This is a genomic window from Pseudomonas sp. Emmai, assembly GCF_055179735.1.
In genome coordinates this window covers 2,381,255-2,405,346 of record NZ_CM143685.1, presented here as the reverse complement: position 1 = coordinate 2,405,346, position 24,092 = coordinate 2,381,255, and the positions used below count along the sequence as shown (strand labels likewise).

The following is a 24,092-nucleotide window of genomic DNA, read 5'->3' as shown; positions in this document are numbered from 1 at the left end:
TATAAAAAATGCTGAAAAATAAGGGGTTTACACTGTGCAAACCGCTTTAAAACGTGGCGCCAACTCTATGTTCTGACAGGCGTTTTGCCCACGTATACGAAAAATTGACATTAAACTAGCACGACCAAAGCCTTCGCAGCTACAAGCTTTAAGCTCCAAGGGGCAAGCCGTGTCAACTTGCAGCTTAAAGCTTGCAACTTGCGGCTGGCCGCTAGGCCTCCACCATCGCCATCGCCTCCTCGACATCCACTGCCACCAAGCGTGAGCAACCCGGTTCGTGCATCGTCACCCCCATCAGTTGATCGGCCATTTCCATGGCGATCTTGTTGTGGGTGATGTAGATGAACTGCACCGTCTGCGACATCTCTTTGACCAGCCGTGCGTAGCGTCCAACGTTAGCGTCATCCAGTGGCGCGTCCACTTCATCAAGCATGCAGAACGGCGCCGGGTTCAACTTGAAGATCGCAAAAACCAGGGCCAATGCGGTCAGGGCTTTTTCACCACCGGAGAGCAAATGGATGGTGCTGTTCTTCTTTCCTGGCGGCCGCGCCATGATCGTTACCCCTGTATCGAGTAGATCTTCGCCCGTCAGTTCCAAATACGCGCTGCCTCCACCGAAAACTTTTGGGAAAAGTGCCTGAATTCCGGCATTGATCTGATCAAAGGTATCTTTGAAGCGGTTGCGGGTTTCCTTGTCGATCTTGCGAATCACGTTTTCCAACGTGTCCAGCGCCTCCACCAGATCGTCGTTCTGCGCATCCAGATAACGTTTACGCTCGGATTGTTGCGTGTATTCGTCGATGGCCGCCAAGTTGATCGCGCCCAGACGCGCAATGCGCGCGGCGATGCGCTCCAGCTCTTCCTCGGCCTCTTTCTCGTTGGCCTCGGCCACCAGGGTTGCGATCACGCCGTGGAGGTCGTAGCCGTCCTCCAGCAACTGATCTTCCAGGGTTTTGCGGCGCACGGTCAGGGCTTGCCATTCCATGCGCTGGTGTTCGAGTTGGCCGCGGATCAATTGCGATTGCTGCTCGGCCTGATTACGACGCTTCTCGGCGTCACGCAATTCACGGTCGGCATCTTCCATGGCCATTTGCGCGGTCTTGAGTTCTTCGTCGACGGTCATGCGCTTGTCGAGCAACTCTTCGAGTTTCAGGCGCAGTTCTTCCAGCGGTGCCTCGCCCTCCTCCAGATTCAGACTGAGTTGCTCGCGCTTCTCGGTCAGGCGTTCGGACTGCATCTCCAACCGCTCCAACGCCTGACGCGTGGAATCGTGCTGCGCCTTGAGCGAACCCAGGCGCACCGCCAATTGATGGGCGTGATCCTTATGCTGCCGGGCTTCCTGGCGCACCCGATCAAGACGTTCGCGCAGGCTGTCACGCTGGGCCAGCAGCAACTCCCGCTGCTCGGTATCCAGCGCCATGGCATCGAGGGCTTCCTGCAATTGCAGGCGCGCTTCGCCGATGTTTTCGTGTTCCAGCGCGCGCTGCTCGCCCAGCTCGGTGAGTTCTTCATCGAGACGGGTACGGCGCAGGGTCAGTTGTTCAGCCTTGGCTTTACCGGCGGACAACTGGGCTTTCAATTCGCCTTGCTGACGGGCTTCGTCTTGCAGCAAACGGCGCAAATGTTCGCGACCGTTCTCCTGCTGACGCTGCTGCGCCCGCAGGTTTTGCAGTTCGGTTTCCAGTGTTTCGACCGTGGCTTCGCGCTCTTCGCGCTCAAGGCCCAGTTGCTGGATTTCCTGGCCACGGGCGAGTACACCACTTTCCGCTTCGCTGGCGCGACGCACCCGTAGAAAGTGCCGGCCGACCCAGTAACCGTCGCGGCTGATCAGGCTTTCGCCGGGCGCCAATTGACCGCGTAAAGCCAAGGCTTGTTCGAGACTTTCGACCGGTTTGACCTGCCCCAGCCATGGCGACAGATCAATCTGCGCCTCGACTTTATCGAGCAAGCTGCCCGCCACGCGCACGCCATCACTGGCGGGGCTGAGCAAACGCAAATCGCCCTGGGCAAACCCGGCCAGATCGAAATCGCCGAAGTCATCCACCAGCACAGCTTGCAGGTCGGCGCCGAGCACGGTTTCCACCGCCAGCTCCCAACCCGCTTCAACCTTCAGGCCTTCGGCCAGGCGCGGACGATCCGCCAGATTCTGTTCACGTAGCCATTCGGCGGTGCCGGTGCCCGGATCGAGCGCGGCTTGCTGCAAGGCTTCAAGGGACGCCAGACGTCCGTTCAGACGCTGCAAATCACCCTGGGCCTGTTGCTGCGCCGTCAGCGCGTGCTGCAATTCTTGACGCAGTTGTTCAAGCCGTTCGACCTGAGCCTGTTCACTGGTCTGCAAATCCTCAAGCGTCGCTTCGGATTCAGCGAGCTGCTCGCTGAGTTCCATGATCGCCGCATCTTCCGGGTCCGCCGAGAGCAACGCGCGCTCCTCGCCCAGACGCTTCTGCCGATCGGCCAGACGCTCCATGCTGGTTTCCAGCTGCTGGATCCGCGACTGCTGCACTTCGGATTGACGACGGGGCTCGGCGGCCGTGAGGTTGAAGGTGTCCCACTGCTCCTGCCAGCCGTGCATGGTGGTTTCGGATTCTTCCAGCGCGGCGGCGGCTTCTTCGGCGGCGGCGCTGGTGACTTCCTGTTCCGGCGTGAGCTGGTCCAGCTCTTCGCCGAGGGTCAGCAGCAAGGTGCGGTCGTGGCCCAGGTGCGACTCGGTTTCCAGGCGCGCGCGCTCGGCTTCTTTCAGATCATCCTGCAACTGGCGCAAACGCTGCTGGCCGTGCTGAATGCTCTGCTCGACCCGGGCGATGTCGCCGCCGACCGAATAGAAGCGCCCCTGCACCAGATTGAAGCGCTCGGAGAGGTCATGGTGACCATCGCGCAGGCGTTCAATCGCCGCATCGGCGTTGCGCTGTTCGGCGACCAAGGCTTCGAAAGTAATTTCCTGGGTGCCGATGATCGCTTCGCGCTGACCCACCTGCTCGTTCAACGCCTGCCAGCGCAGGGCCGACAGTTGCGCCTTGAGCTGACGTTCTTCGCCTTTATATTCCTGATACTTCTTCGCCGACTCGGCCTGGCGATGCAGGCGCTCAAGTTGACGCTCAAGCTCGTCGCGCAGGTCGGTCAGGCGGGCGAGGTTTTCGTGGGTACGGCGGATGCGGTTTTCAGTCTCGCGCCGGCGCTCCTTGTACTTGGAGATCCCCGCTGCTTCTTCAATAAAGTTACGCAGGTCTTCGGGCTTGGCTTCGATCAGCTTGGAGATCATGCCCTGCTCGATGATCGAGTAGCTGCGCGGGCCCAGGCCGGTGCCGAGGAAGATGTCGGTGATGTCACGACGACGGCATTTGGTGCCGTTGAGGAAGTAACTGTTCTGGCTGTCGCGGGTCACTTTGCGGCGAATCGAGATTTCCGCATAGGCGGCGTATTCGCCGACCAGGGTGCCGTCGGAGTTGTCGAAGACCAGTTCGATGCTCGCCTGGCTCACCGGTTTGCGGCTGGTGGAGCCGTTGAAGATGACGTCGGTCATCGACTCGCCGCGCAAGTTCTTGGCCGAGCTCTCGCCCATCACCCAACGCACGGCATCGATGATGTTCGACTTGCCGCAACCATTGGGCCCGACCACCGCCGCCATGTTACTGGGGAAGTTCACCGTGGTCGGGTCGACGAAGGATTTGAACCCCGCCAGTTTGATGCACTTGAGCCGCACGCTTAAGCGACCGTCAGGGCGGAAACCACCAGATCGCAGCTACGCTGGGCATACGCCGTCAGCACTTCGCGAATCTGCGGATAGTCACGGGCGATCACGGCGGCGAGCAGGCGCTCGAACAGCTCCAGGAATTCGCTCATCTCGGCCTTGCGCTGTTCCAGGGCGAGGAAATACGCGCGGCTCATGGCCGGCTGCAGATTCTCGACGGTTTCCTGCAAGTACGGGTTGTTGGCGAACGGGTATGCAGCGCGCATCACGCTGAAGCTGTCGTCGACAAAGGTGCGGATGTCCTGGCGCTCGTAACTGGCGGCCAGGCGCTGCTGGATCTGCACGAACGGCGCGAGGTCGGCCTGGACTTGCCAGCCGTTGGCCACGGCGTTGCCGAGCAAGATATAGAGTTCGCTCATCAGCGTGCACAGGCTCTGGACCTTGTGCGCGGTGAGTTCGGTGACATGGGCGCCCCGTCGCGGCAGGATCGCGATCAGGTGGCGACGCTCGAGGATCAGCAAGGCTTCACGGACTGAACCGCGGCTGACATTGAGGGCCAGCGTGACCTTCTGTTCCTGGATGCGCTCTCCCGGCTTCATTTCGCCGCGAATGATGCGTTCGGCGAGGTGGTGAGCAATTTGCTCGGCGAGGCTGTCCGGCGCCTTGAACGTCATGGTTGTCCTTCAAACTCTTCGATCTGCACAAGCGGCGCAGTGTAGCGCAATTGGTACGTCATGGCGGAGTGCCCACCCGGCGGTTTTTGGCACGAATTAAGCAAAAAGCAGGCTGGCGCGTGAGGGTCAATACTGTTGAAACGCGCTGTTGATCGACAAAACGGTTTTTCCTGACCTTTAAGTCAGAAAATCATTGACCGAAAAGTCAGACCTGATAAATTCGGTTCAAATCGGTTAACAACAATAATGAGTCTGCGAGGCCTTCCGTGATCCAGTTTTTACTAAACCAGGAACTCCGTAGCGAGCACGCCCTGGACCCGAACCTGACCGTGCTCAATTACTTGCGCGACCATGTGGGCAAACCCGGCACCAAAGAAGGCTGCGCCAGCGGTGACTGCGGCGCATGCACCGTGGTGGTCGGCGAATTGCAGACGGATGACGACGGCCGCGAACACATTCGCTATCGCAGCCTCAACTCATGCCTGACGTTTGTTTCGTCACTGCACGGCAAACAACTGATCAGCGTCGAAGACCTCAAGCACCAGGGCGAATTGCACAGCGTGCAAAAAGCCATGGTCGAGTGCCACGGCTCGCAATGCGGCTTCTGCACCCCCGGCTTCGTGATGTCGTTGTTCGCCCTGCAAAAGAACAGCGACGAGCCGAACGCCCATAAAGCCCACGAAGCGCTGGCCGGCAACCTTTGCCGTTGCACCGGCTATCGGCCAATCCTGCAAGCCGCCGAACAATCCTGCTGCGGCAAGCAACCGGACCAGTTCGACGCGCGCGAGGCCGACACCATCGCCCGCCTCAAAGCCATCGCCCCCACCGACATCGGCGAACTCAACAGTGGCGACAAACGCTGTCTGGTGCCGCTGACCGTCGCCGATCTGGCCGACCTCTACGACGCTTATCCACAGGCCCGGCTGCTGGCCGGCGGTACGGATCTGGCGCTGGAAGTCACGCAGTTCCACCGCACCCTGCCGGTGATGATCTACGTCGGCAACGTCGCCGAGATGAAGCGCATCGAACGCTTCGACGATCGCCTGGAAATCGGCGCCGCGACTGCCCTCTCCGATTGCTACGACGCGCTGAAAAGCGAATACCCGGACTTCGGCGAATTGCTGCAACGCTTCGCCTCGTTGCAGATCCGCAACCAGGGCACCCTGGGCGGCAACATCGGCAACGCCTCGCCGATCGGTGACTCGCCACCGCTGCTGATTGCCCTGGGCGCGCAGATCGTTTTGTGCAAAGGCGAGACCCGCCGCACGATGGCGCTGGAAGATTACTTCATTGATTACCGGGTCACTGCGCGTCAGGAAAGCGAGTTCATCGAGAAGATCATTGTGCCCCGGGCCAGTGCCGAACAACTGTTCCGCGCCTATAAGGTCTCCAAGCGCCTGGACGATGACATTTCCGCTGTCTGCGCCGCGTTCAATCTGCGCATCGACAACGGTGTTATCGCCGACGCCCGCGTCGCGTTCGGCGGCATGGCGGCCATCCCGAAACGCGCAAAAAACTGCGAAACCGTCCTGCTCGGTGCGCCGTTCAACCCTGCCACGGTCGAACGTGCCTGCGCCGCCCTGGCCGAAGATTTCACGCCGCTCTCGGACTTCCGCGCCAGCAAGGAATACCGCCTGCTCAGCGCGCAAAACCTGCTGCGCAAATACTTCATAGAACTGCAAACACCGCACATCGAGACTCGGGTGACCGCTTATGTCTAATCATCACGCTGTAGAGAAGACCCAAACCGAACTGGCTGAACTGTTCGCCAAGGACCTGACCACCGGTGTCGGCCGCAGCGTCAAGCACGACAGCGCCGCCAAGCATGTGTCCGGTGAAGCGCAGTACATCGATGACCGCCTGGAATTTCCGAATCAGCTGCACGTGTATGCACGCCTGTCGGACCGCGCCCACGCGAAAATCATCAGCATTGATACGAAGCCCTGCTACGCCTTTGAAGGCGTGCGCATCGCCATCACCCACGAAGATGTGCCGGGCCTGAAAGACATCGGGCCGTTGCTGCCGGGAGATCCATTGCTGGCCATCGACACGGTGGAATTCGTTGGCCAACCGGTGATTGCCGTCGCGGCCAAAGACCTGGAAACCGCACGCAAAGCCGCGATGGCCGCGATCATCGAATACGAAGATCTGGAACCGGTTCTGGACGTGGTTGAAGCGTTAAGAAAGCGCCACTTCGTGCTCGACAGCCACACTCACCAACGCGGTGATTCGGCCGGCGCGTTGGCCAGTGCTGAACATCGCATCCAGGGCACGCTGCACATCGGCGGCCAGGAACACTTCTACCTCGAAACCCAGATCTCGTCGGTGATGCCGACTGAAGACGGCGGGATGATCGTCTACTGCTCGACCCAGAACCCGACCGAAGTGCAGAAACTGGTCGCCGAAGTACTGGACGTGTCGATGAACAAAATCGTCGTCGACATGCGCCGCATGGGCGGTGGTTTTGGCGGCAAGGAAACCCAGGCCGCGAGCCCGGCGTGCCTGTGCGCAGTGATCGCGCACCTCACCGGCCAGCCGACCAAGATGCGCCTGCCGCGGGTCGAAGACATGTTGATGACCGGCAAGCGTCACCCGTTCTACGTCGAGTACGACGTCGGCTTCGACAGCACCGGTCGCCTGCACGGCATCGCCCTGGAACTGGCCGGCAACTGCGGCTGCTCGCCGGACTTGTCGGCGTCGATTGTCGACCGTGCGATGTTCCACGCAGACAACTCTTATTACCTGGGCGATGCGACCATCAACGGTCATCGCTGCAAGACCAACACCGCGTCGAACACCGCTTACCGTGGCTTCGGCGGCCCGCAAGGCATGGTTGCCATCGAAGAAGTGATGGACGCGATTGCCCGGCATCTGGGCCTCGATCCGCTGTCGGTGCGCAAGGCCAACTACTACGGCAAGACCGAGCGCAACGTCACCCATTACTACCAGACCGTCGAGCACAACATGCTCGAAGAGATGACCGCCGAACTGGAAGAAAGCAGCCAGTACGCCGAGCGCCGCGAAGCGATCCGTCGCTACAACGCCAACAGCCCGATCCTGAAAAAAGGCCTGGCGCTGACCCCGGTGAAATTCGGTATTTCCTTCACTGCGAGTTTCCTCAACCAGGCCGGTGCGCTGGTGCACGTCTACACCGACGGCAGCATCCATTTGAACCACGGTGGCACCGAAATGGGCCAGGGTTTGAACACCAAAGTCGCGCAGGTCGTGGCCGAAGTGTTCCAGGTGGAAATGGACCGCGTGCAGATCACCGCGACCAACACCGACAAGGTGCCGAACACCTCGCCGACCGCCGCCTCCAGCGGTGCCGACCTCAACGGTAAAGCCGCACAGAACGCCGCTGAAATCATCAAGAAACGCCTGGTCGAATTCGCTGCCCGCCAGTACAAGGTCAGCGAAGAAGACGTGGAATTCCACAACGGCCACGTGCGGGTTCGCGATCACATCCTGACCTTCGAAGCGCTGATCCAGCAGGCGTATTTCGCCCAGGTGTCGTTGTCGAGTACCGGGTTCTACAAGACCCCGAAAATCTTCTACGACCGCAGCCAGGCCCGGGGGCGTCCGTTCTACTACTACGCCTTCGGCGCGGCGTGCTGCGAGGTGATCGTCGACACCCTGACCGGCGAATACAAAATGCTGCGCACCGACATCCTGCACGACGTCGGCGCCTCGCTGAACCCGGCCATCGACATCGGCCAGGTCGAGGGCGGTTTCATCCAGGGCATGGGGTGGCTGACCATGGAAGAACTGGTGTGGAACAACAAAGGCAAACTGATGACCAACGGCCCGGCGAGCTACAAGATCCCGGCCGTGGCTGACATGCCGCTGGACCTGCGGGTGAAGCTGGTGGAGAACCGCAAGAACCCTGAAGACACGGTGTTCCATTCCAAGGCTGTGGGCGAGCCGCCGTTCATGCTCGGCATCGCCTCGTGGTGTGCGATCAAGGACGCCGTCGCCAGTCTGGGCGACTACAAGCATCAACCGAAGATCGATGCGCCGGCGACCCCGGAGCGGGTGTTGTGGGGGTGTGAGCAGATGCGACAGTTGAAAGCGGCGAAGGCTGTCGAGGCTGAGCCGGCGGAGTTGGCTTCGCTCTAGACCGAGGTGTGGCCTTCGCGGGCAAGCCTTGCTCCTACAGGTTTACGGTGATCTTGCGAACATCACCATTCCCGTAGGAGCGAGGCTTGCCCGCGAAGAGGCCCGAACAGACAACACAGATGTCGAGGTGAATATGTACAACTGGATCGACGCCCTCGCCGACCTGCAATCCCAGGGTGAACCCTGCGTGTTGGTGACCATCATCGAAGAGCTCGGCTCGACACCGCGCAATGCCGGTTCGAAGATGGTCATCAGCGCCACCCAGACCTTCGACACCATCGGTGGCGGGCATCTGGAATACAAGGCCATGCAGATCGGCCGCGAGATGCTCGCCAGCGGCAAGCAGGACACGCACCTGGAGCGCTTCAGCCTCGGCGCCAGCCTCGGCCAGTGCTGTGGCGGCGCGACGGTGTTGCTGTTCGAACCGATGGGCCAGGTCCAGGCGCAGATCGCCGTGTTCGGCGCCGGTCATGTCGGCCGAGCACTGGTACCGCTGCTCGCCAGCCTGCCCTGTCGGGTGCGCTGGATCGACTCCCGGGAAGCGGAGTTCCCGGAACAGATCCCCCACGGCGTGCGTAAAATCGTCGCCGAAGAGCCTGTGGATGAAATCGATGACCTGCCCGCCGGCAGCTACTGCATCGTCATGACCCACAACCACCAGCTCGACCTCGAACTCACCGCCGCGATCCTCAAGCGCAACGACTTCGCCTACTTCGGCCTGATCGGCTCGAAGACCAAACGGGTGAAGTTCGAACACCGCCTGCGCGACCGCGGTTTTGACAGCAGCGTGCTGCAACGCATGCGCTGCCCGATGGGCATCGGCGAAGTCAAAGGCAAGTTGCCTGTGGAAATCGCCATCTCCATCGCCGGCGAAATCATCGCCACCTATAACGCGAATTTCGGCCAGCAAACCGCCAGCGCCGGATCATCGATTGCCAAACTGCTGCCGGCTTCACGGCGCAGCCAAGCCACAAACTGAGAACGAACATGCCTTTGACTCGCAAAGCCTACCGCGCCGCCATCCTGCACAGCATCGCCGACCCTGCCGAAGTGGGGATCGAAGCGTCGTATGAGTATTTCGAAGACGGTTTGCTGGTGGTCGAAAACGGCAAGATCAGCGCCATTGGCCATGCCACCGAATTGTTGTCGACCCTGCCGGCGGACATCGAGATCACCCATTACCAGGACGCGCTGATCACCCCGGGCCTGATCGACACCCACATCCATTTGCCGCAAACCGGGATGGTCGGCGCTTATGGCGAGCAACTGCTGGACTGGCTCAACACCTACACCTTCCCGTGCGAAAGCCAGTTCGCCGACAAGGCCCACGCCGATGAAGTGGCGGACATTTTCATCAAGGAACTGCTGCGCAACGGCACCACTACGGCGCTGGTGTTTGGCAGCGTACACCCGCAATCGGTGAACTCGTTCTTTGAAGCCGCCGAACAGCTGGACCTGCGGATGATTGCCGGCAAGGTGATGATGGACCGCAACGCGCCGGACTACCTGACCGACACCGCCGAATCCAGCTATGTCGAAAGCAAGGCGTTGATCGAGCGCTGGCACGGCAAGGGCCGCTTGCACTACGCAGTCACCCCACGCTTCGCCCCGACCAGCACTCCGGAACAACTGACCCTCGCCGGCCAGCTGCTCGGCGAATATCCAGACCTGTATATGCAGACCCACATCAGTGAAAACCTGAAAGAAGTCGAATGGGTCAAGGAACTGTTCCCGGAGCGCAAGGGCTACCTGGATGTCTATGACCACTACCAACTGCTGGGCGAGCGCTCGGTGTTTGCCCACGGCGTGCACCTGTGCGACGACGAGTGTGCGCGGTTGGCGGAAACCGGCTCGGCGATCGCCTTCTGCCCGACGTCGAACTTTTTCCTCGGCAGCGGTTTGTTCAATTTGCCGATGGCTGAGAAGCACAAGTTGAATGTCGGTTTGGGTACGGATGTGGGCGGCGGTACCAGTTTCTCGCTGCTGCAAACCTTGAACGAAGCGTACAAGGTCATGCAGTTGCAGGGCGCGCGGTTGAGCCCGTTCAAGTCGTTGTACCTGGCGACCCTGGGCGGTGCGCGGGCGCTGCGGCTGGAAGACAAGATCGGCACGTTGCATGCCGGCACCGATGCGGACTTCCTGGTGCTGGACTACAACGCCACGCCGTTGCTCAGCTATCGCTTGAAGCAGGCCAATAACATTGCCGAGACGTTGTTTGTGTTGATGACGCTGGGGGATGACCGGACGGTGTTGCAGACGTATGCGGCGGGGAAATTGGTGCATCAGCGGTAAGGTTTGTTCGTACCGATCGTTCCCACGCTCTGCGTGGGAATGCAGCCCGTGACGCTACGCATCACTGGACGCGGAGCGTCCCTAGAGGCATTCCCACGCGGAGCATGGGAACGATCAATCCCCCGCAATCGATGGTTGCGGGGGATTTTTTGTGTCTTTGAGGACGCCTTCGCGGGCAAGCCTCGCTCCTACACGGATCACGCTGAATCTGTAGGAGCGAGGCTTGCCCGCGAAGGCCGCGCCTCGGTCTATCAGAGCTTGGCGGTCGACCGCCCCGGCTTCTTGGTCTGCAACAAATGCGAGAACACCGCATGCAAATCATCCGACGCGCTTTCTTCGTCGAGGTTGAGTTTGCTGTCGATGTGATCCATGTGATGCATCATCAAATCCACCGCCAACTCACCGTTGCGCGCTTCGATCGCGTCGATCAACTGGGTGTGTTCATCGTAGGAACAGTGCGAGCGGTTGCCGCTTTCGTACTGGGCGATGATCAACGAAGTCTGGGACACCAGGCTGCGCTGGAAGCTGATCAGCGGCGCATTCTTCGCCGCTTCAGCCAGTTTCAGGTGGAATTCACCCGACAGACGGATACCGGCGCCGCGATCGCCACGGGAGAAGCTGTCGCGTTCGTCGTTGACCATCTGCCGCAACTCGGCGATTTGCTCGGTGGTGGCGTGCTGCACGGCCAGTTCAGTGATCGCTCGTTCGACCAGGCGACGGGCGAGGAACACCTGACGGGCCTCTTCGACGCTCGGGCTGGCGACGACCGCGCCACGGTTCGGTCGCAGTAAAACCACGCCTTCATGGGCCAGGCGCGACAGCGCGCGGCGAATGATGGTGCGGCTGACCCCGAAAATCTCCCCCAGCGCTTCTTCGCTCAACTTGGTGCCGGGCGCCAGGCGCTGTTCGAGGATGGCCTCGAAGATATGCGCGTAGACAATATCGTCCTGGGTACCACTGCGGCCGGCTTTGCCTGCTCGCGGTTGTTTCTTTAGGGGCTGCAACTGTTCGTTCATGGGCACTCGAGTCGGGAGAACTGCGGCGAATAGACCGTGACTGTAATACGGCACAGTGGGTCGCTGGCAAGTATCGCGTAAAAAACACCGCGATTGTACACAATGGATGGTGGCAACACGACTGTATGGCTGTTTGCGGCCTCGGCTGTATTGCAACGGTGCGTTACATTTGAGTTTAGGCTTGAACGCAGAATCCGCCTGAACGCCATCCTTTGTAGGAGCGAGGCTTGCCCGCGAAGGCGTCGTCTCATTCAACATTGATATCGACTGACACGACGCCTTCGCGGGCAAGCCTCGCTCCTACAGGGATCGCGTTGTTCCGGGCTTTTTTATCAGAACAAGGAACACCGCTGTCATGAACGACGCCACGCAAACGCAACTGCGCCCCCTGGCCGACACGTCACCCTCGGCCATCGTCGCCGGTTTCATCGCCATGATGACCGGCTACACCAGCTCCCTGGTCCTGATGTTCCAGGCCGGACAAGCAGCGGGCCTAAGCAGCGGGCAGATTTCCTCGTGGATCTGGGCGATCTCCATCGGCATGGCGGTGTGTTCGATCGGCCTGTCCCTGCGCTACCGCACGCCGATCACCATCGCCTGGTCGACCCCCGGCGCGGCGTTGCTGATCACCAGCCTGGGCGGTGTGACCTACGGCGAAGCCATCGGTGCCTACATTACCTGCGCGGTGCTGGTGACGATTTGTGGTTTGACCGGCAGCTTCGAACGGCTGGTGAAAAAGATTCCGGCATCGCTGGCGGCAGCCTTGTTGGCGGGGATTCTGTTCAAGATCGGCAGCGAGATTTTCGTCGCGGCCCAGCACCGCACTGCCCTCGTGCTGGGAATGTTCTTCACGTATCTGGTGGTCAAGCGCCTGTCGCCCCGCTACGCCGTGCTTGCCGCGCTGTTGATCGGCACCGCACTGTCCGGGTTCATGGGGTTGCTGGATTTCAGCGGTTTCCATCTGGAATTGGCGACGCCGGTCTGGACCACGCCGCACTTCTCCCTGGCGGCGACCATCAGCATCGGCATCCCGCTGTTCGTGGTGGCCATGACCTCGCAGAACATGCCCGGCATCGCCGTGTTGCGTGCCGACGGCTATAACGTACCCGCCTCGCCGCTGATCACCACCACCGGCATCGCTTCGTTGCTGCTGGCACCGTTCGGCTCCCACGGCATCAACCTGGCGGCGATCAGCGCGGCAATCTGCACCGGCCCGCACGCCCATGAAGATCGCAACAAGCGCTACACCGCTGCGGTCTGGTGCGGGGTTTTCTACGGGATTGCCGGGGTGTTCGGCGCGACGCTGGCGGCGTTGTTTGCCGCGTTGCCGAAAGAACTGGTGCTGTCGATTGCGGCGCTGGCGTTGTTCGGCTCGATCATCAATGGCTTGAGCATCGCCATGAGCGAAGTGAAGGAGCGGGAAGCGGCGTTGGTGACGTTTATGGTGACGGCGTCGGGGCTGACGCTGTTTTCCATCGGGTCAGCATTTTGGGGGATAGTCGCGGGGGTGTTGACGTTGGTGATATTGAATTGGCGTAAGGCTTGAGGGCCTCTTCGCGGGCAAGCCTGAACTGGTCTAATAATTCCGGACACCTCTTAAGGGCGATATGATTTCGCCCAATTTGGAGGTTCCATGAAAGAAAGAAGAGTCTTTTCCCGCGAGTTCAAACAGCGTGCGGCCAGCATGGTGATTGATGACAACTGTTCAGTGCAGGAGGTCTGTGCCTCGCTGGACATTAGTGCCACGGCGTTACGGCGCTGGGTGGATCAGGTTCGCAAAGAGCAAAAGGGGCAACCGGTTCAAGGCACCAAGGCCATTACGGAAGAGCAGCGCCAGATTCAGGAACTGAAAGCCAAGATCAAACGCATGGAAATGGAAGCCGATATCTTAAAAAAGGCTACCGCTCTCTTGATGTCGGACCCCGATCGTTTTCGATGATCGCGGAGCTAAGAGAGTCATTTCCGACCGCAGTCCTGTGCCGCGTTTTCGATGTGAAGCGCAGCAGCTTTTATGAGTGGATGCAGCGACGCACCAAGCCAAGGATCAGACGCGAAGAGCTCAAAGGGAAAGTGGTTGAATTGCACCGTGAAAGTCGGGAAGCCATGGGGTCCAGAATGATCAGCAAGAATCTGAAGATCCAAAACATAACGGCAGGACGAAGCCTCGTCAGAGCGTTGATGGTAGAGGCCAACATTGTCAGCAAACAACGTCAGCCTCATCCCTTCAGATCCAAAGGAGTCGAAGCATTTGTCGCGCCCAATCTGCTCAAACGCAATTTCAAGCCGGCTGCGGTCAATCAGGTCTGGTGTGGTGACGTTACCAGCCTGAAGGTGGGCAAACGTTGGGTTCATCTGGCCATCGTGATCGATTTGTTTGCGCGCCGAGCGATTGGGTGGGCATTTTCTTTGATCAATGACGCCAACCTGGTCAGCAAGGCGCTGCGCATGGCGACAGAGATAAGAAAGTGTGCACCTGGACTGATGTTTCATTCGGATCAGGGCTGTCAGTACACCAGTCGCAAGTTTCAAGAAGAACTGATGCGCCACGGCATCGTGCAAAGCATGAGTCATCGTGGGCAGTGCTGGGACAATGCTCCAACCGAGCGGTTTTTCAGCACCCTGAAATCAGAATGGGTCCCCCGCGACGGCTATCGTGAAGTTGAAGAAGCAAAAACCGACATGCGGCGCTTCTTCTTGTACTACAACCGCACAAGGCTCCACAGCTACAACGACTACCTATCGCCAGTAGCTATGGAGCAAAAGGCGGCCTAAAACACCGTAATGGGTGTCCGGGATTACTTGACCAGATCAGCCTCGCTCCTACAGGTTCGGCGTGATCCCTTGTAGGAGCGAGGCTTGCCCGCGAAGGCATTCCCATGATCAACATCCCAGCCCAAGCCATACACCTACAAATCGCAGGCATAAAAAAACGGCGACCCATGGGTCGCCGTTTTTCATGACATCAAGCTACCGGATTGATCGGCTTTTCCGGGTACCAGACGTCCAGCAGCGGGCTGACGGTGACTTCAGTCAGTTCGCTGCGGCCTTTGAGCCAGGCTTCAACTGCAACGCGCTGCTCTTCGGACACCGAGCCGCGCTTCTGCAGGCAAACCAGACCGAAGTCGTCGCCGCCAACATAACCCAGACCGTTGGCTTCCATCGCTTCTTTCAGGAACGCGTTGAGGAAAGCATCAATGGCTTCATCAGCCAAATCTTCTTTGAAATCCAGGTTCAGTTCGAAACCCAGCTCTTGAAATTCATCGACGCACAGTTTTTTGCGCAGACGCTGGGAACGGTTAGTCGCCATTGGAACAATCCTCATAAGTAATAACGGGCGGCACTTTAGCAGTTTAAGGCGCCAATTGCCCGTTCCACGGTAGTGGCCAACCTACCGTCGGTAAAAAAATAGCGGATTAGAAGGTCCGAGCACGGCACAAGCCGTTACACCTTGGGGCATAATGCCGACACTTTCATGACCACCGGGGGATTTTATCTTCATGCCCTCACCTTTTTTCCCCTCGACTGCAGGGTTTTATTTCACATGATCAAATCTTTACGCCCACTGCTACTCGCCGGTCTTCTCCTGCCTCTGGCGCTCCCGATTTCTGCCGCTCCGATCAATACCGCGCTGTCACCCAACGTTGAAAAGGCCCTCAAGGCCAGCAAGTTGCAGGACAACGCCCTGTCCCTGGTGATGCTCCCGCTGAACGGCCCCGGCACCCCGACCATTTTCAACGCCGACGTCTCGGTCAACCCGGCTTCGACCATGAAACTGGTCACCACGTACGCGGCCCTGGAAATGCTCGGCCCCAACCACCAGTGGAAAACCGAGTTCTACACCGACGGCACCCTGAGCGGCGGCATCCTCAACGGCAACCTCTACCTCAAGGGTGGCGGTGATCCGAAGCTGAACATGGAAAAACTCTGGCTGCTGATGCGCGACCTGCGGGCCAATGGCGTGACCCAGGTCACCGGCAATCTGGTGCTCGATCGCGGCTTCTTCATGCAACCGCAACTGCCCGAGTTCAATGACGATGGCAATGACGAGAACAAGCCGTTCCTGGTCAAGCCTGACTCGCTGATGGTCAACCTCAAGGCCCTGCGCTTTGTGGCGCGCAACGACAATGGCAAGGTGCTGGTGTCGGTGGAGCCGCCGATTGCGACGATTAACATCGACAATCAGGTCAAGGCGATCAACTCCAAACAATGCACCGGTGGCGTGCGCTACAACCCGGTGACCCAGCCCGATGGCAGCGTGACCGTGACCGTTGGCGGCCAGTTGGGCGAAGGTTGCAGCTCGCAGACTTACCTGTCGCTGCTCGACCACGCGACCTACACCGCCGGTGCGGTGCGGGCCATCTGGAAAGAACTGGGCGGCAGCATCCAGGGCAAGGATGTGCTGGGATCGACGCCAAAAGATGCCAAGGTGCTGGCCCGGGCCTTCTCGCCGGATCTCGCGGAAGTCATTCGCGACATCAACAAATACAGCAACAACACCATGGCCCAGCAACTGTTCCTGAGCCTGGGCCAGAGGTTTCGTAACGACGCCGACGGTGACGATGCCAAAGCCGCCCAACGGGTGGTGCGCCAGTGGCTGGCCCAGAAAGGCATCACCGCGCCGCACCTGGTGATGGAGAACGGCTCCGGCCTGTCCCGCGCCGAACGGGTGAGTGCCCGTGAGATGGCCGGTATGCTGCAAGCCGCGTGGCGCAGCCCGTACGCCGCCGAGTTCATCAGTTCGCTGCCGATTGCCGGCACCGACGGCACCATGCGCAAACGCCTGAAGACCACCGCGATGCGCGGCGAAGCCCACATCAAGACCGGCACGCTGAATACCGTACGGGCGATTTCCGGCTTCAGCCGCGACATCAATGGCAACACCTGGGCGGTGGTGGCGATTCTCAACGACAAGGCACCGTTTGGCGCGTCTTCGGTGCTGGATCAGGTGCTGCTGGATTTGTATCGCCAGCCTAAAGTCCCGGCGACCGCTTCGGTGTTGTAACTCTCTACCTGATCGTTCCCACGCTCTGCGTGGGAATGCCTCAATGGACGCTCTGCGTCCACTTTGGGACGCGGAGCGTCCCGGGCTGCATTCCCACGCAGAGCGTGGGAACGATCATCAACAGGGGGCGCAAGGCTTGCCCGAGATGACGGTGGAACATCCAGCATTGATGTGACTGGCAGTGCGCAATCGCGGGCAAGCCTTGCTCCTACAAGCGCTGGTTCTCAACCCGATCCCTGCCCGCCTGTTTCGCCGCATACACCCCCGAGTCCGCCCGCAGCAACAGCGCATCCGCGCCCTCGCCGACCTGCCAACTGGCAATCCCGAAACTGGCGGTCACCGTGCCGACGCCGTCGATCGGTGAGCTGCGCAACGCTTGCCACAACTGCAAGGCCAGGACATGGGCGTGTTCGCCGTTGATGTCCGGGCACAGCACCATGAACTCCTCGCCGCCCAGGCGACAGAACACGTCGGTGCGGCGCAGGCGATGGCCAATGCGCTCGCACACCGCCTGCAACACCCGATCCCCCACGGCGTGGCCGTGCTGGTCGTTGATGCGTTTGAAATGGTCGATGTCGAGCATGATCACCGACAACTCGCCACCGCCGCGTTCGACCCGGGCCATTTCCATGGTCAGGCGTTCCTGGAAGTAGCGGCGGTTGTGAATGCCAGTCAAAGAGTCGGTCACCGACAGCGCCCGCAGCTCTTCTTCCACTCGCTTGAGATCGGAGATATCCGAGATGTAGCCGTGCCACAGCACACCACCGCCGGGCAGTTCCTCCGGGGTCGCCTCGCCACGGACCCAGCGCAATCCGCCCACCGGCAGTTGCACGCGGTATTCCTCGCGCCACGGACTGAGGGTATCGGCCGAGGCGCGGATGGAGGCGCGGACCCGGGTCGAATCCTGTGGATGAATCCGGGTGAAGATCGCTTCGGCGTTGAGCAGCAACACATCCGGTTCCAGCTCATAGATGTCGCGGATGCCATCACTGGCATAGATCACACTGAAGCGTCCGTCGAATTCCATCTTGAACTGGTAGATGCCGCCGGGCACATGGGCACTGAGTTTCTTCAGCAACAAGTCCCGCGCCGCCAGGGCTTCGTGGACACGCTTGCGTTCGGTGATGTCGATGCAGATCGCCAGGTGCCCAACCCACAGCCCTTGCTCATCCAGCACCGGCGTCGCCAGCATGTTCACCGTCAGGTGGCTGCCATCCTTGCGCACCAGGGTCCATTCCCGGGCTTCGTGACCGCCCTCTTCACCGCCCTCGACCAGCATCGCCTGGCAGGTCGGGATCAACTTGCCGTAACGCGCGCTCAGCTCCGCCGAGCGCGCTACGAGCTCCCGGGGGAAGTGCAGGTTTTCCAGGGTCATGTGCCCCACCACCTCGGTTGCGGTGTAACCGAGCATGTGTTCGGCACCGGCGTTGAAGGTGCTGATGACTCCGCGCAGATCGGTAGCAATGATCGCCACCTGCGTCGCGGCATTCAGCACGCCGCGCAACTGACCGTGGGTGCCGCGCAATTCCTGCTCGCGGGCGCGCAGTTCCTCGGTGCGCTGCTCGACCATTTTCAATGCCCGTTGGCGCTGGCTGACCAGTACGTAGAGCAAGGCGCTGAGCAACAGACTGAGCAAACCACCGAGCACCACCAGGCTGCTCACCGAAGAGTGGTTGGCCTGCACAAAGGCTTCGCTGGGCTGGATGTCCACTTGATAGTCGTGGTCGGCCAGGCGCAGCAAGCGGCTCGCGGACAGGTCACTGACGGCTGGAGGCTTCGCCGATTCGTACAACACTTCGTGTTGATCGTTGGTGGACAGGTCGAGAATGCGCACCGTCAGGTAATCGTGACCGGCCTCCGGTAATCCGTCGGCCAGCAACTGGCGCATGCTGATCACCGCCATGACGTAACCGAACGGCTTGGTCGTCAGCGCTTGCAGGCCTTCACGTGGAACCACCGGCGCCACCAGCAGCACACCGCGGGCATAGGCCGGTTCAACATTCACTAAATGCATCGGTTGCGAAACTGCCATGCCACCGCTCGCATCCGCCCGTTCCAGGGTGGCACGGCGCAACGGCTGGGCGAGCAAGTCGTAGCCCAGCGGCGAGCCGAGTCGACTTTGCGTCTGGCTGTAAAGCACCACCACGTACTCATCGCGTTCTGCCGCCAGTTGCAGTTCGCCCGCCACATTGAGCTCACGGATGGAGAAGTCGCTCAGCCCCTGGGCGCGCACCTCTTGCTCGAACGCCGGACGTTCATCGCCGGACACCCGTTTTGCAAACGAGTACGCCTGGGTGCGATGCAATAAAGGTTGGGTGTAACCGTCAAATTCGGCGCGAGACACCGATTCGGAATTGGCAAAGAACCGGCGCAGGCCATCGAGGCGCTGCTCCTGATCTTCGAAACGTTCTTCGATACGGCTGTAGCGCTCACTGGCCAGCAGTTGGAAGCGTTGCCGTAATTGATGATGAAACAGATTCAACGTGGACCAGGCCAGCAACCCCGTGAGAATCCCGCCAGCGAGCAATACCAACATCGCGACCAACCAGGCCGAGACGTCTTCGCTGATAAAGCCCAGGATCTTGGGGCGCACGGCGTGCAACGACATAAAACGCAACTCAAAACGCCAGGTGCCGGAAAAGCCCATTGGCCATGAGTTGAGTTATAGCTATTAGCCACTAATTTGACCAGCCCTGAAAAGAATCCAAGAGCCTTTAAAAATCAAGGCTCTGTGGATCCAATCAGGTCAGGTGTCAGCGGGCCGTGATTTTCCAGGCGCGGTGGATCTTACCGTTGCGGGCAAAGTCCGGATCGATGGTCTTGTCGGTGATTTCCTCGACCGCATAACGGGTGGTGAGGTTCTCCTCCAGCACGAACTTGCGGAAGTTGTTGGAGAAGTACAACACCCCGCCCGGGGCCAGGCGCGCCATGGCCAGGTCGATCAATTGCACCTGGTCACGCTGCACGTCGAAGATGCCTTCCATGCGCTTGGAGTTGGAGAAGGTCGGCGGATCGATGAAGATCAGGTCGAACTCGTCACGGCAGGCATCGAGCCAGGCCATCACGTCGCCCTGCTCCAGACGGTTCTTGTCGGAGAAACCGTTCAGCGACAGGTTGCGACGCGCCCAGTCCAGATAGGTTTTCGACAGGTCGACGCTGGTGGTGCTGCGCGCGCCACCCTTGGCCGCATGCACACTGGCGGTCGCGGTGTAGCTGTACAGATTGAGGAAACGCTTGCCGGCCGCCTCTTTCTGGATACGCATGCGCATTGGCCGGTGGTCGAGGAACAGCCCGGTGTCGAGGTAGTCGGTGAGGTTGACCAACAGCTTCACGCCACCTTCGTTGACCTCGACAAACTTGCCCTGCGCCGCTTGGCGTTCGTACTGCTTGGTGCCGCTCTGACGCTCGCGTCGCTTGACCACCACGCGGCTCTTGTCGATGTTCAGGGCCTGAGGAATGGCGGCCAGGGCATCGAACATCCGGGCCGAGGCTTTTTCCGGGTCGATGGACTTCGGCGCGGCGTATTCCTGGACGTGAACCCAATCCTGGTACAGGTCGATGGCCATCGAGTATTCCGGCATGTCGGCGTCATACACGCGATAGCAGTCGATGCCTTCACGCTTGACCCACTTGCCCAGAGCCTTGAGGTTCTTTTGCAGGCGGTTGGCAAACATCTGCCCGCCTTCGCTCAAGCGCGGTTGCTCGATCACCACCGGGGCCGGTTTGATCGGGTTGCCGTTCTTGTTGTACTTCTCGTACTTGCCCGGCGCTACGTCGTTGTCCGCGACTTCGACTTCCGCCTGCTCGCGCTCGACCTGACGCTGCTCCGGGGTGCGGCGTTCGCCAGTCACGAACTGATCCGGGGTGACCTTGATCAGCAGCAGCTTGCACGGCAACGCGCCGTTCCAGAACGAATACTGTTTGTGGCTGCGGATGCCCATGCGCTTGCCCAGATCCGGGGCGCCGGTGAACACGGCGGCTTCCCAGTTCAGGCAGGCCTGGCGCAGACGCTCGCCAAGGTTCTGGTAGAGGTAGAGCAGGCTCGCCTCGTCACCCAGACGCTCGCCGTACGGCGGGTTGCAGATGACCAGGCCTTTCTGGTTCTGGTCCGGACGCGGCTCGAAGGTGCCGACTTCGCCCTGGTAGATCTTGATCCACTCGCTGAGGCCGGCGCGCTCGACGTTGTTGCGGCCCGGTTGAATCAGGCGTGGGTCGGCTTCATAGCCGCGAATCCACAGCGGTGGCTTGGCCAGGCCGGCGGCGCAACGCTCGGTGGCTTCTTCGTGGAGTTTTTTCCACAAGGCCGGAACGTGGCCCAGCCAGGCGGTGAAGCCCCACTGCTCGCGACGCAGGTTCGGCGCCATATCGGCGGCGATCATGGCGGCTTCTACCAGGAACGTGCCGACACCGCACATCGGGTCAGCCAGCGCGCCGCCTTCGGCCGCAATGCGTGGCCAGCCGGAACGGATCAGGATCGCCGCCGCGAGGTTTTCCTTCAGCGGCGCCGCGCCCTGCTGCAAGCGATAGCCGCGCTGGTGCAGGCTGTGGCCGGACAGGTCGAGGGACAGGATCGCTTCGCCACGGTCCAGGCGCAGGTGAATGCGCAGGTCCGGGTTGAGCTTGTCGATGGACGGACGGTCGCCCTGCGGGGTGCGCAGTTTGTCGACGATGGCGTCTTTGACTTTCAAGGCGCCGAAGTGGGTGTTGTCGATGCCCGAGCCGTGACCGCTGAACTCGACGGCCAGGGTGCCGTCATTGAGCATGTGGTCTTGCCACTCGATGTCGAGCACGCCGTGGTACAGGTCTTCGGCGTCCTTCATCGGGAACCGCTTGAGCACCAGCAGCACCCGGTTCGCCAGACGCGACCACAGGCACAGGCGATAAGCGGTTTCCATGGTGGCCATGCCGCGCACGGCCGAGGTGTGCTCACGCGCTTCTTCAAGGCCAAGCCCGACGGCTTCCTCGATGAGCAGGCCTTCAAGGCCTTTGGGGCAAGTGAGGAAGATTTCGAATTGATCGGACATTGGAATTTCAGAGCCTTTGGCTGAGTGAACCGACAACGCATTGCCGGTCCGGTTTTCAATCAGGCGCTTTTCTAAAAGAGCGCCCGCGTGGCACGAAGGTGTGCCGTCCCACCCAGACTGCTCGGGTTAAAAGAGCTTAGATGTCAGGGCAGATAAAATAGTTGAAGCAACAAAATGTCATAAAGCGACCCTTCGTCGAATAGTACCCCAGCGCAAACGTGGGTCATTCTCACTAAAGGATTAACCCCGTCATACAGCGCGGGGCTGATCATACCGGGGTTTGACCAATAAACACGGGACAAACATCGTGTTACTTATGGCCATACCATCTTTATGGTTACGTTCTTATGACAAAACGATCATTCCCTCGATGTGACCTATTGGTTAGAACTCAACACAGGTTGACGTCGCAACGGCGTCAACACCTTGGCTCGCGACGCCGGCAGCGAGCCGCCAACGGCAGAGAATTTCTGCCAGACCTCGATTGAGGTCGACGCGATAAATACAGTCAACAAGTGAGGGCAACACCCTATGAGAAGACTTAAGCGTGATCCGTTGGAAAGAGCATTTTTGCGCGGATATCAATATGGCGTTGGTGGCAAATCCCGTGAGCTTTGCCCATTTACTCTACCGTCGGTACGCCAAGCCTGGATTAACGGCTGGCGCGAAGGACGCGGCGACAACTGGGACGGTATGACCGGCACTGCGGGAATCCATAGACTCAACGAACTTCACGCCGTTGGCTAACAAAGGGCCTGACACTGCAACACAATCACCTGATTACGTAACACCTTAACCACGCACGTCCCATCCGGACGGCGGGCTTCGGCCCAGGGGCACCTTCGAGGTGCCCTTTTTTATGCCTGCCTGATACACAAAATTGCTGCGAACTGCTTTTGTGGCGAGGGAGCTTGCTCCCGCTCGGCTGCGCAGCAGTCGTAAACCCTGCCACCGCGTTTTGCCTGACATACCGCGTTGACCGGGTTGGGGCTGCTGCGCAGCCCAGCGGGAGCAAGCTCCCTCGCCACAAGCAAGCCCCCTCGCCACAAAAGCCCGATCCCACCGGGGTTTAGCGCAGAGCGGCAATGGCGTCGACCGACTCACGAATCAGCGCCGGGCCTTTATAGATGAAGCCGGAATACAGCTGCACCAGGCTCGCACCCGCCGCGATTTTCTCAGCCGCGTGCTTGCCTTCGGTGATGCCGCCCACGGCGATGATCGGCAAACGGCCGGCCAACTCTGCCGCCAGGACCTTAACGGTATTGGTGCTCTTGTCACGAACCGGTGCGCCGGACAAACCGCCCGCCTCGTCGCCATGTTCCATGCCTTCGACGCCAACCCGGCTCAGGGTGGTGTTGGTGGCAATTACCGCGTCCATCCCGGTTTCGATCAGCGCTTGCGCCACCTGTGCGGTTTCTTCGTCGGTCATGTCCGGGGCGATCTTGATCGCCAGCGGTACATGTTTGCCGTGGCGCAAGGCCAGTTCGGCCCGGCGCTGGGCCAGGTCGGCGAGCAATTGCTTGAGCGAATCACCGAACTGCAGGCTGCGCAGGCCCGGGGTGTTCGGCGAGCTGACGTTGACCGTCACATAGCTGGCGTGGACGTAGACCTTGTCCAGGCAGATCAGGTAGTCGTCAACCGCACGCTCAACCGGCGTATCGAAGTTCTTGCCGATGTTGATGCCCAGCACGCCCTTGTATTTGGCGGCGGCAACACGGGCCAGCAGGTGATCGACGCCGAGGTTGTTGAACCCCATGCGGTTGATGATCGCCTCGGCGTCCGGCAGGCGGAAAATCCGTGGTTTCGGGTTACCCGGCTGCGCACGCGGGGTGATGGTGCCGATTTCAACAAAGCCGAAACCCAACTGGGCAAAACCGTCGATGGCCGCGCCGTTCTTGTCCAGACCGGCCGCCAGACCCACCGGGTTCGGGAACTCCAGGCCCATGACCTTCACCGGCACTTTCGCCGGCGCCTTGCACAGCAAACCGTTGAGGCCCAAACGCCCGCCCGCGCCGATCAGGTCCAGGGACAGATCGTGGGAGGTTTCCGGGGAAAGTTTGAACAACAGCTGACGGGCCAGGGTGTACATGGGCGGGTTTGACTCGAATGGCGGCGAAATGAGGCGGCGATTATAGCCGGGCATCGGGGTCGCAAGCGAGGCGCACACGCAAATCAACGCTCGATGGCATATGCCTTGCACCGACAAAGGCATCAGCACTCATGCCAACGACGGGATGAGTCGACAGACGATGGCGTCGTCACCCGGTTCTGCTCACGCGG

Annotated in this window: 16 protein-coding genes; 9 read left to right on the top strand and 7 right to left on the bottom strand. The window is 60.3% G+C overall.

What is annotated here, in order from left to right:
• Positions 1-211: 211 nt before the first annotated feature.
• Positions 212-3,700: a chromosome segregation protein SMC gene (gene smc / locus ACY4LX_RS10925; protein WP_463259880.1), complete on the bottom strand. Its 3,489-nt coding sequence runs from the start codon at positions 3,698-3,700 to the stop codon at positions 212-214.
• A gap of 2 nt (positions 3,701-3,702) precedes the next feature.
• The gene (locus ACY4LX_RS10920) at positions 3,703-4,362 is read right to left on the bottom strand and encodes a GntR family transcriptional regulator (RefSeq protein ID WP_149660560.1); all 660 of its coding nucleotides are present in this window, start codon (positions 4,360-4,362) and stop codon (positions 3,703-3,705) included.
• Between the two features lie 266 nt (positions 4,363-4,628).
• On the opposite strand from ACY4LX_RS10920, the gene xdhA reads away from it, so the two are divergent.
• The 4 genes from xdhA (at position 4,629) to guaD (ending at position 10,770) form a co-directional block, all read left to right on the top strand.
• On the top strand, positions 4,629-6,083 hold the full coding sequence (gene xdhA / locus ACY4LX_RS10915) for a xanthine dehydrogenase small subunit (protein WP_463259879.1): 1,455 nt from the start codon (positions 4,629-4,631) through the stop codon (positions 6,081-6,083).
• Entirely contained in the window at positions 6,076-8,478 is a 2,403-nt protein-coding gene (gene xdhB, locus ACY4LX_RS10910) for a xanthine dehydrogenase molybdopterin binding subunit (RefSeq protein WP_463259878.1), read from the top strand. The genes xdhA and xdhB overlap by 8 nt, the downstream gene beginning before the upstream one ends.
• Before the next feature lie 133 nt (positions 8,479-8,611).
• On the top strand, positions 8,612-9,457 hold the full coding sequence (gene xdhC / locus ACY4LX_RS10905; protein ID WP_463259877.1) for a xanthine dehydrogenase accessory protein XdhC: 846 nt from the start codon (positions 8,612-8,614) through the stop codon (positions 9,455-9,457).
• A gap of 8 nt (positions 9,458-9,465) precedes the next feature.
• Positions 9,466-10,770 (top strand): guanine deaminase, encoded by a 1,305-nt coding sequence (gene guaD, locus ACY4LX_RS10900; protein ID WP_463259876.1) that lies wholly within the window; start codon positions 9,466-9,468, stop codon positions 10,768-10,770.
• 251 nt (positions 10,771-11,021) lie between these two features.
• On the opposite strand, the gene ACY4LX_RS10895 is transcribed toward guaD, so the two are convergent.
• Entirely contained in the window at positions 11,022-11,786 is a 765-nt protein-coding gene (locus tag ACY4LX_RS10895) for a GntR family transcriptional regulator (protein ID WP_149660566.1), read from the bottom strand.
• A 355-nt stretch (positions 11,787-12,141) separates the two neighbouring features.
• On the opposite strand from ACY4LX_RS10895, the gene ACY4LX_RS10890 reads away from it, so the two are divergent.
• The 3 genes from ACY4LX_RS10890 (at position 12,142) to ACY4LX_RS10880 (ending at position 14,558) form a co-directional block, all read left to right on the top strand.
• Entirely contained in the window at positions 12,142-13,332 is a 1,191-nt protein-coding gene (locus ACY4LX_RS10890) for a benzoate/H(+) symporter BenE family transporter (protein ID WP_463259875.1), read from the top strand.
• 87 nt (positions 13,333-13,419) lie between these two features.
• Positions 13,420-13,725, top strand: coding sequence for a transposase (locus ACY4LX_RS10885; RefSeq protein WP_463257046.1), 306 nt, complete (start codon positions 13,420-13,422; stop codon positions 13,723-13,725).
• Positions 13,722-14,558: an IS3 family transposase gene (locus ACY4LX_RS10880; protein ID WP_463257045.1), complete on the top strand. Its 837-nt coding sequence runs from the start codon at positions 13,722-13,724 to the stop codon at positions 14,556-14,558. Before ACY4LX_RS10885 ends, ACY4LX_RS10880 begins: the two co-directional genes overlap by 4 nt.
• Positions 14,559-14,748: 190 nt before the next feature.
• On the opposite strand, the gene ACY4LX_RS10875 is transcribed toward ACY4LX_RS10880, so the two are convergent.
• On the bottom strand, positions 14,749-15,093 hold the full coding sequence (locus ACY4LX_RS10875) for a YggL family protein (protein WP_133836711.1): 345 nt from the start codon (positions 15,091-15,093) through the stop codon (positions 14,749-14,751).
• A gap of 234 nt (positions 15,094-15,327) precedes the next feature.
• Between ACY4LX_RS10875 and dacB the strand changes: the two genes are divergently transcribed.
• The gene (gene dacB, locus ACY4LX_RS10870; protein ID WP_149660568.1) at positions 15,328-16,788 is read left to right on the top strand and encodes a D-alanyl-D-alanine carboxypeptidase/D-alanyl-D-alanine endopeptidase; all 1,461 of its coding nucleotides are present in this window, start codon (positions 15,328-15,330) and stop codon (positions 16,786-16,788) included.
• A 208-nt stretch (positions 16,789-16,996) separates the two neighbouring features.
• On the opposite strand, the gene ACY4LX_RS10865 is transcribed toward dacB, so the two are convergent.
• Both ACY4LX_RS10865 and rlmKL read right to left on the bottom strand, forming a co-directional pair.
• Positions 16,997-19,396, bottom strand: a complete 2,400-nt coding sequence (locus ACY4LX_RS10865; RefSeq protein ID WP_463259874.1) for a sensor domain-containing diguanylate cyclase — start codon at positions 19,394-19,396, stop codon at positions 16,997-16,999.
• 145 nt (positions 19,397-19,541) lie between these two features.
• Complete coding sequence (rlmKL, locus tag ACY4LX_RS10860) at positions 19,542-21,812, bottom strand: bifunctional 23S rRNA (guanine(2069)-N(7))-methyltransferase RlmK/23S rRNA (guanine(2445)-N(2))-methyltransferase RlmL (protein ID WP_133836708.1); 2,271 nt, start codon at positions 21,810-21,812, stop codon at positions 19,542-19,544.
• A 531-nt stretch (positions 21,813-22,343) separates the two neighbouring features.
• Here rlmKL and rmf point away from each other — a divergent pair.
• Entirely contained in the window at positions 22,344-22,559 is a 216-nt protein-coding gene (gene rmf, locus ACY4LX_RS10855) for a ribosome modulation factor (RefSeq protein ID WP_003223300.1), read from the top strand.
• A gap of 322 nt (positions 22,560-22,881) precedes the next feature.
• Here the strand turns inward: rmf and ACY4LX_RS10850 are convergent, their stop codons facing one another.
• Positions 22,882-23,901, bottom strand: a complete 1,020-nt coding sequence (locus tag ACY4LX_RS10850; RefSeq protein WP_463259873.1) for a quinone-dependent dihydroorotate dehydrogenase — start codon at positions 23,899-23,901, stop codon at positions 22,882-22,884.
• Between the last annotated feature and the right edge of the window lie 191 nt (positions 23,902-24,092).

Coding starts and splice junctions, on each gene's coding strand:
- ACY4LX_RS10920 (WP_149660560.1), bottom strand. CDS start 4,362: ATGACGTTCAAGGCGCCGGACAGCCTCGCCGAGCAAATTGCTCACCAC.
- xdhB (WP_463259878.1), top strand. CDS start 6,076: ATGTCTAATCATCACGCTGTAGAGAAGACCCAAACCGAACTGGCTGAA.
- xdhC (WP_463259877.1), top strand. CDS start 8,612: ATGTACAACTGGATCGACGCCCTCGCCGACCTGCAATCCCAGGGTGAA.
- guaD (WP_463259876.1), top strand. CDS start 9,466: ATGCCTTTGACTCGCAAAGCCTACCGCGCCGCCATCCTGCACAGCATC.
- ACY4LX_RS10895 (WP_149660566.1), bottom strand. CDS start 11,786: ATGAACGAACAGTTGCAGCCCCTAAAGAAACAACCGCGAGCAGGCAAA.
- ACY4LX_RS10890 (WP_463259875.1), top strand. CDS start 12,142: ATGAACGACGCCACGCAAACGCAACTGCGCCCCCTGGCCGACACGTCA.
- ACY4LX_RS10885 (WP_463257046.1), top strand. CDS start 13,420: ATGAAAGAAAGAAGAGTCTTTTCCCGCGAGTTCAAACAGCGTGCGGCC.
- ACY4LX_RS10880 (WP_463257045.1), top strand. CDS start 13,722: ATGATCGCGGAGCTAAGAGAGTCATTTCCGACCGCAGTCCTGTGCCGC.
- ACY4LX_RS10875 (WP_133836711.1), bottom strand. CDS start 15,093: ATGGCGACTAACCGTTCCCAGCGTCTGCGCAAAAAACTGTGCGTCGAT.
- dacB (WP_149660568.1), top strand. CDS start 15,328: ATGATCAAATCTTTACGCCCACTGCTACTCGCCGGTCTTCTCCTGCCT.
- ACY4LX_RS10865 (WP_463259874.1), bottom strand. CDS start 19,396: ATGTCGTTGCACGCCGTGCGCCCCAAGATCCTGGGCTTTATCAGCGAA.
- rlmKL (WP_133836708.1), bottom strand. CDS start 21,812: ATGTCCGATCAATTCGAAATCTTCCTCACTTGCCCCAAAGGCCTTGAA.
- rmf (WP_003223300.1), top strand. CDS start 22,344: ATGAGAAGACTTAAGCGTGATCCGTTGGAAAGAGCATTTTTGCGCGGA.
- ACY4LX_RS10850 (WP_463259873.1), bottom strand. CDS start 23,901: ATGTACACCCTGGCCCGTCAGCTGTTGTTCAAACTTTCCCCGGAAACC.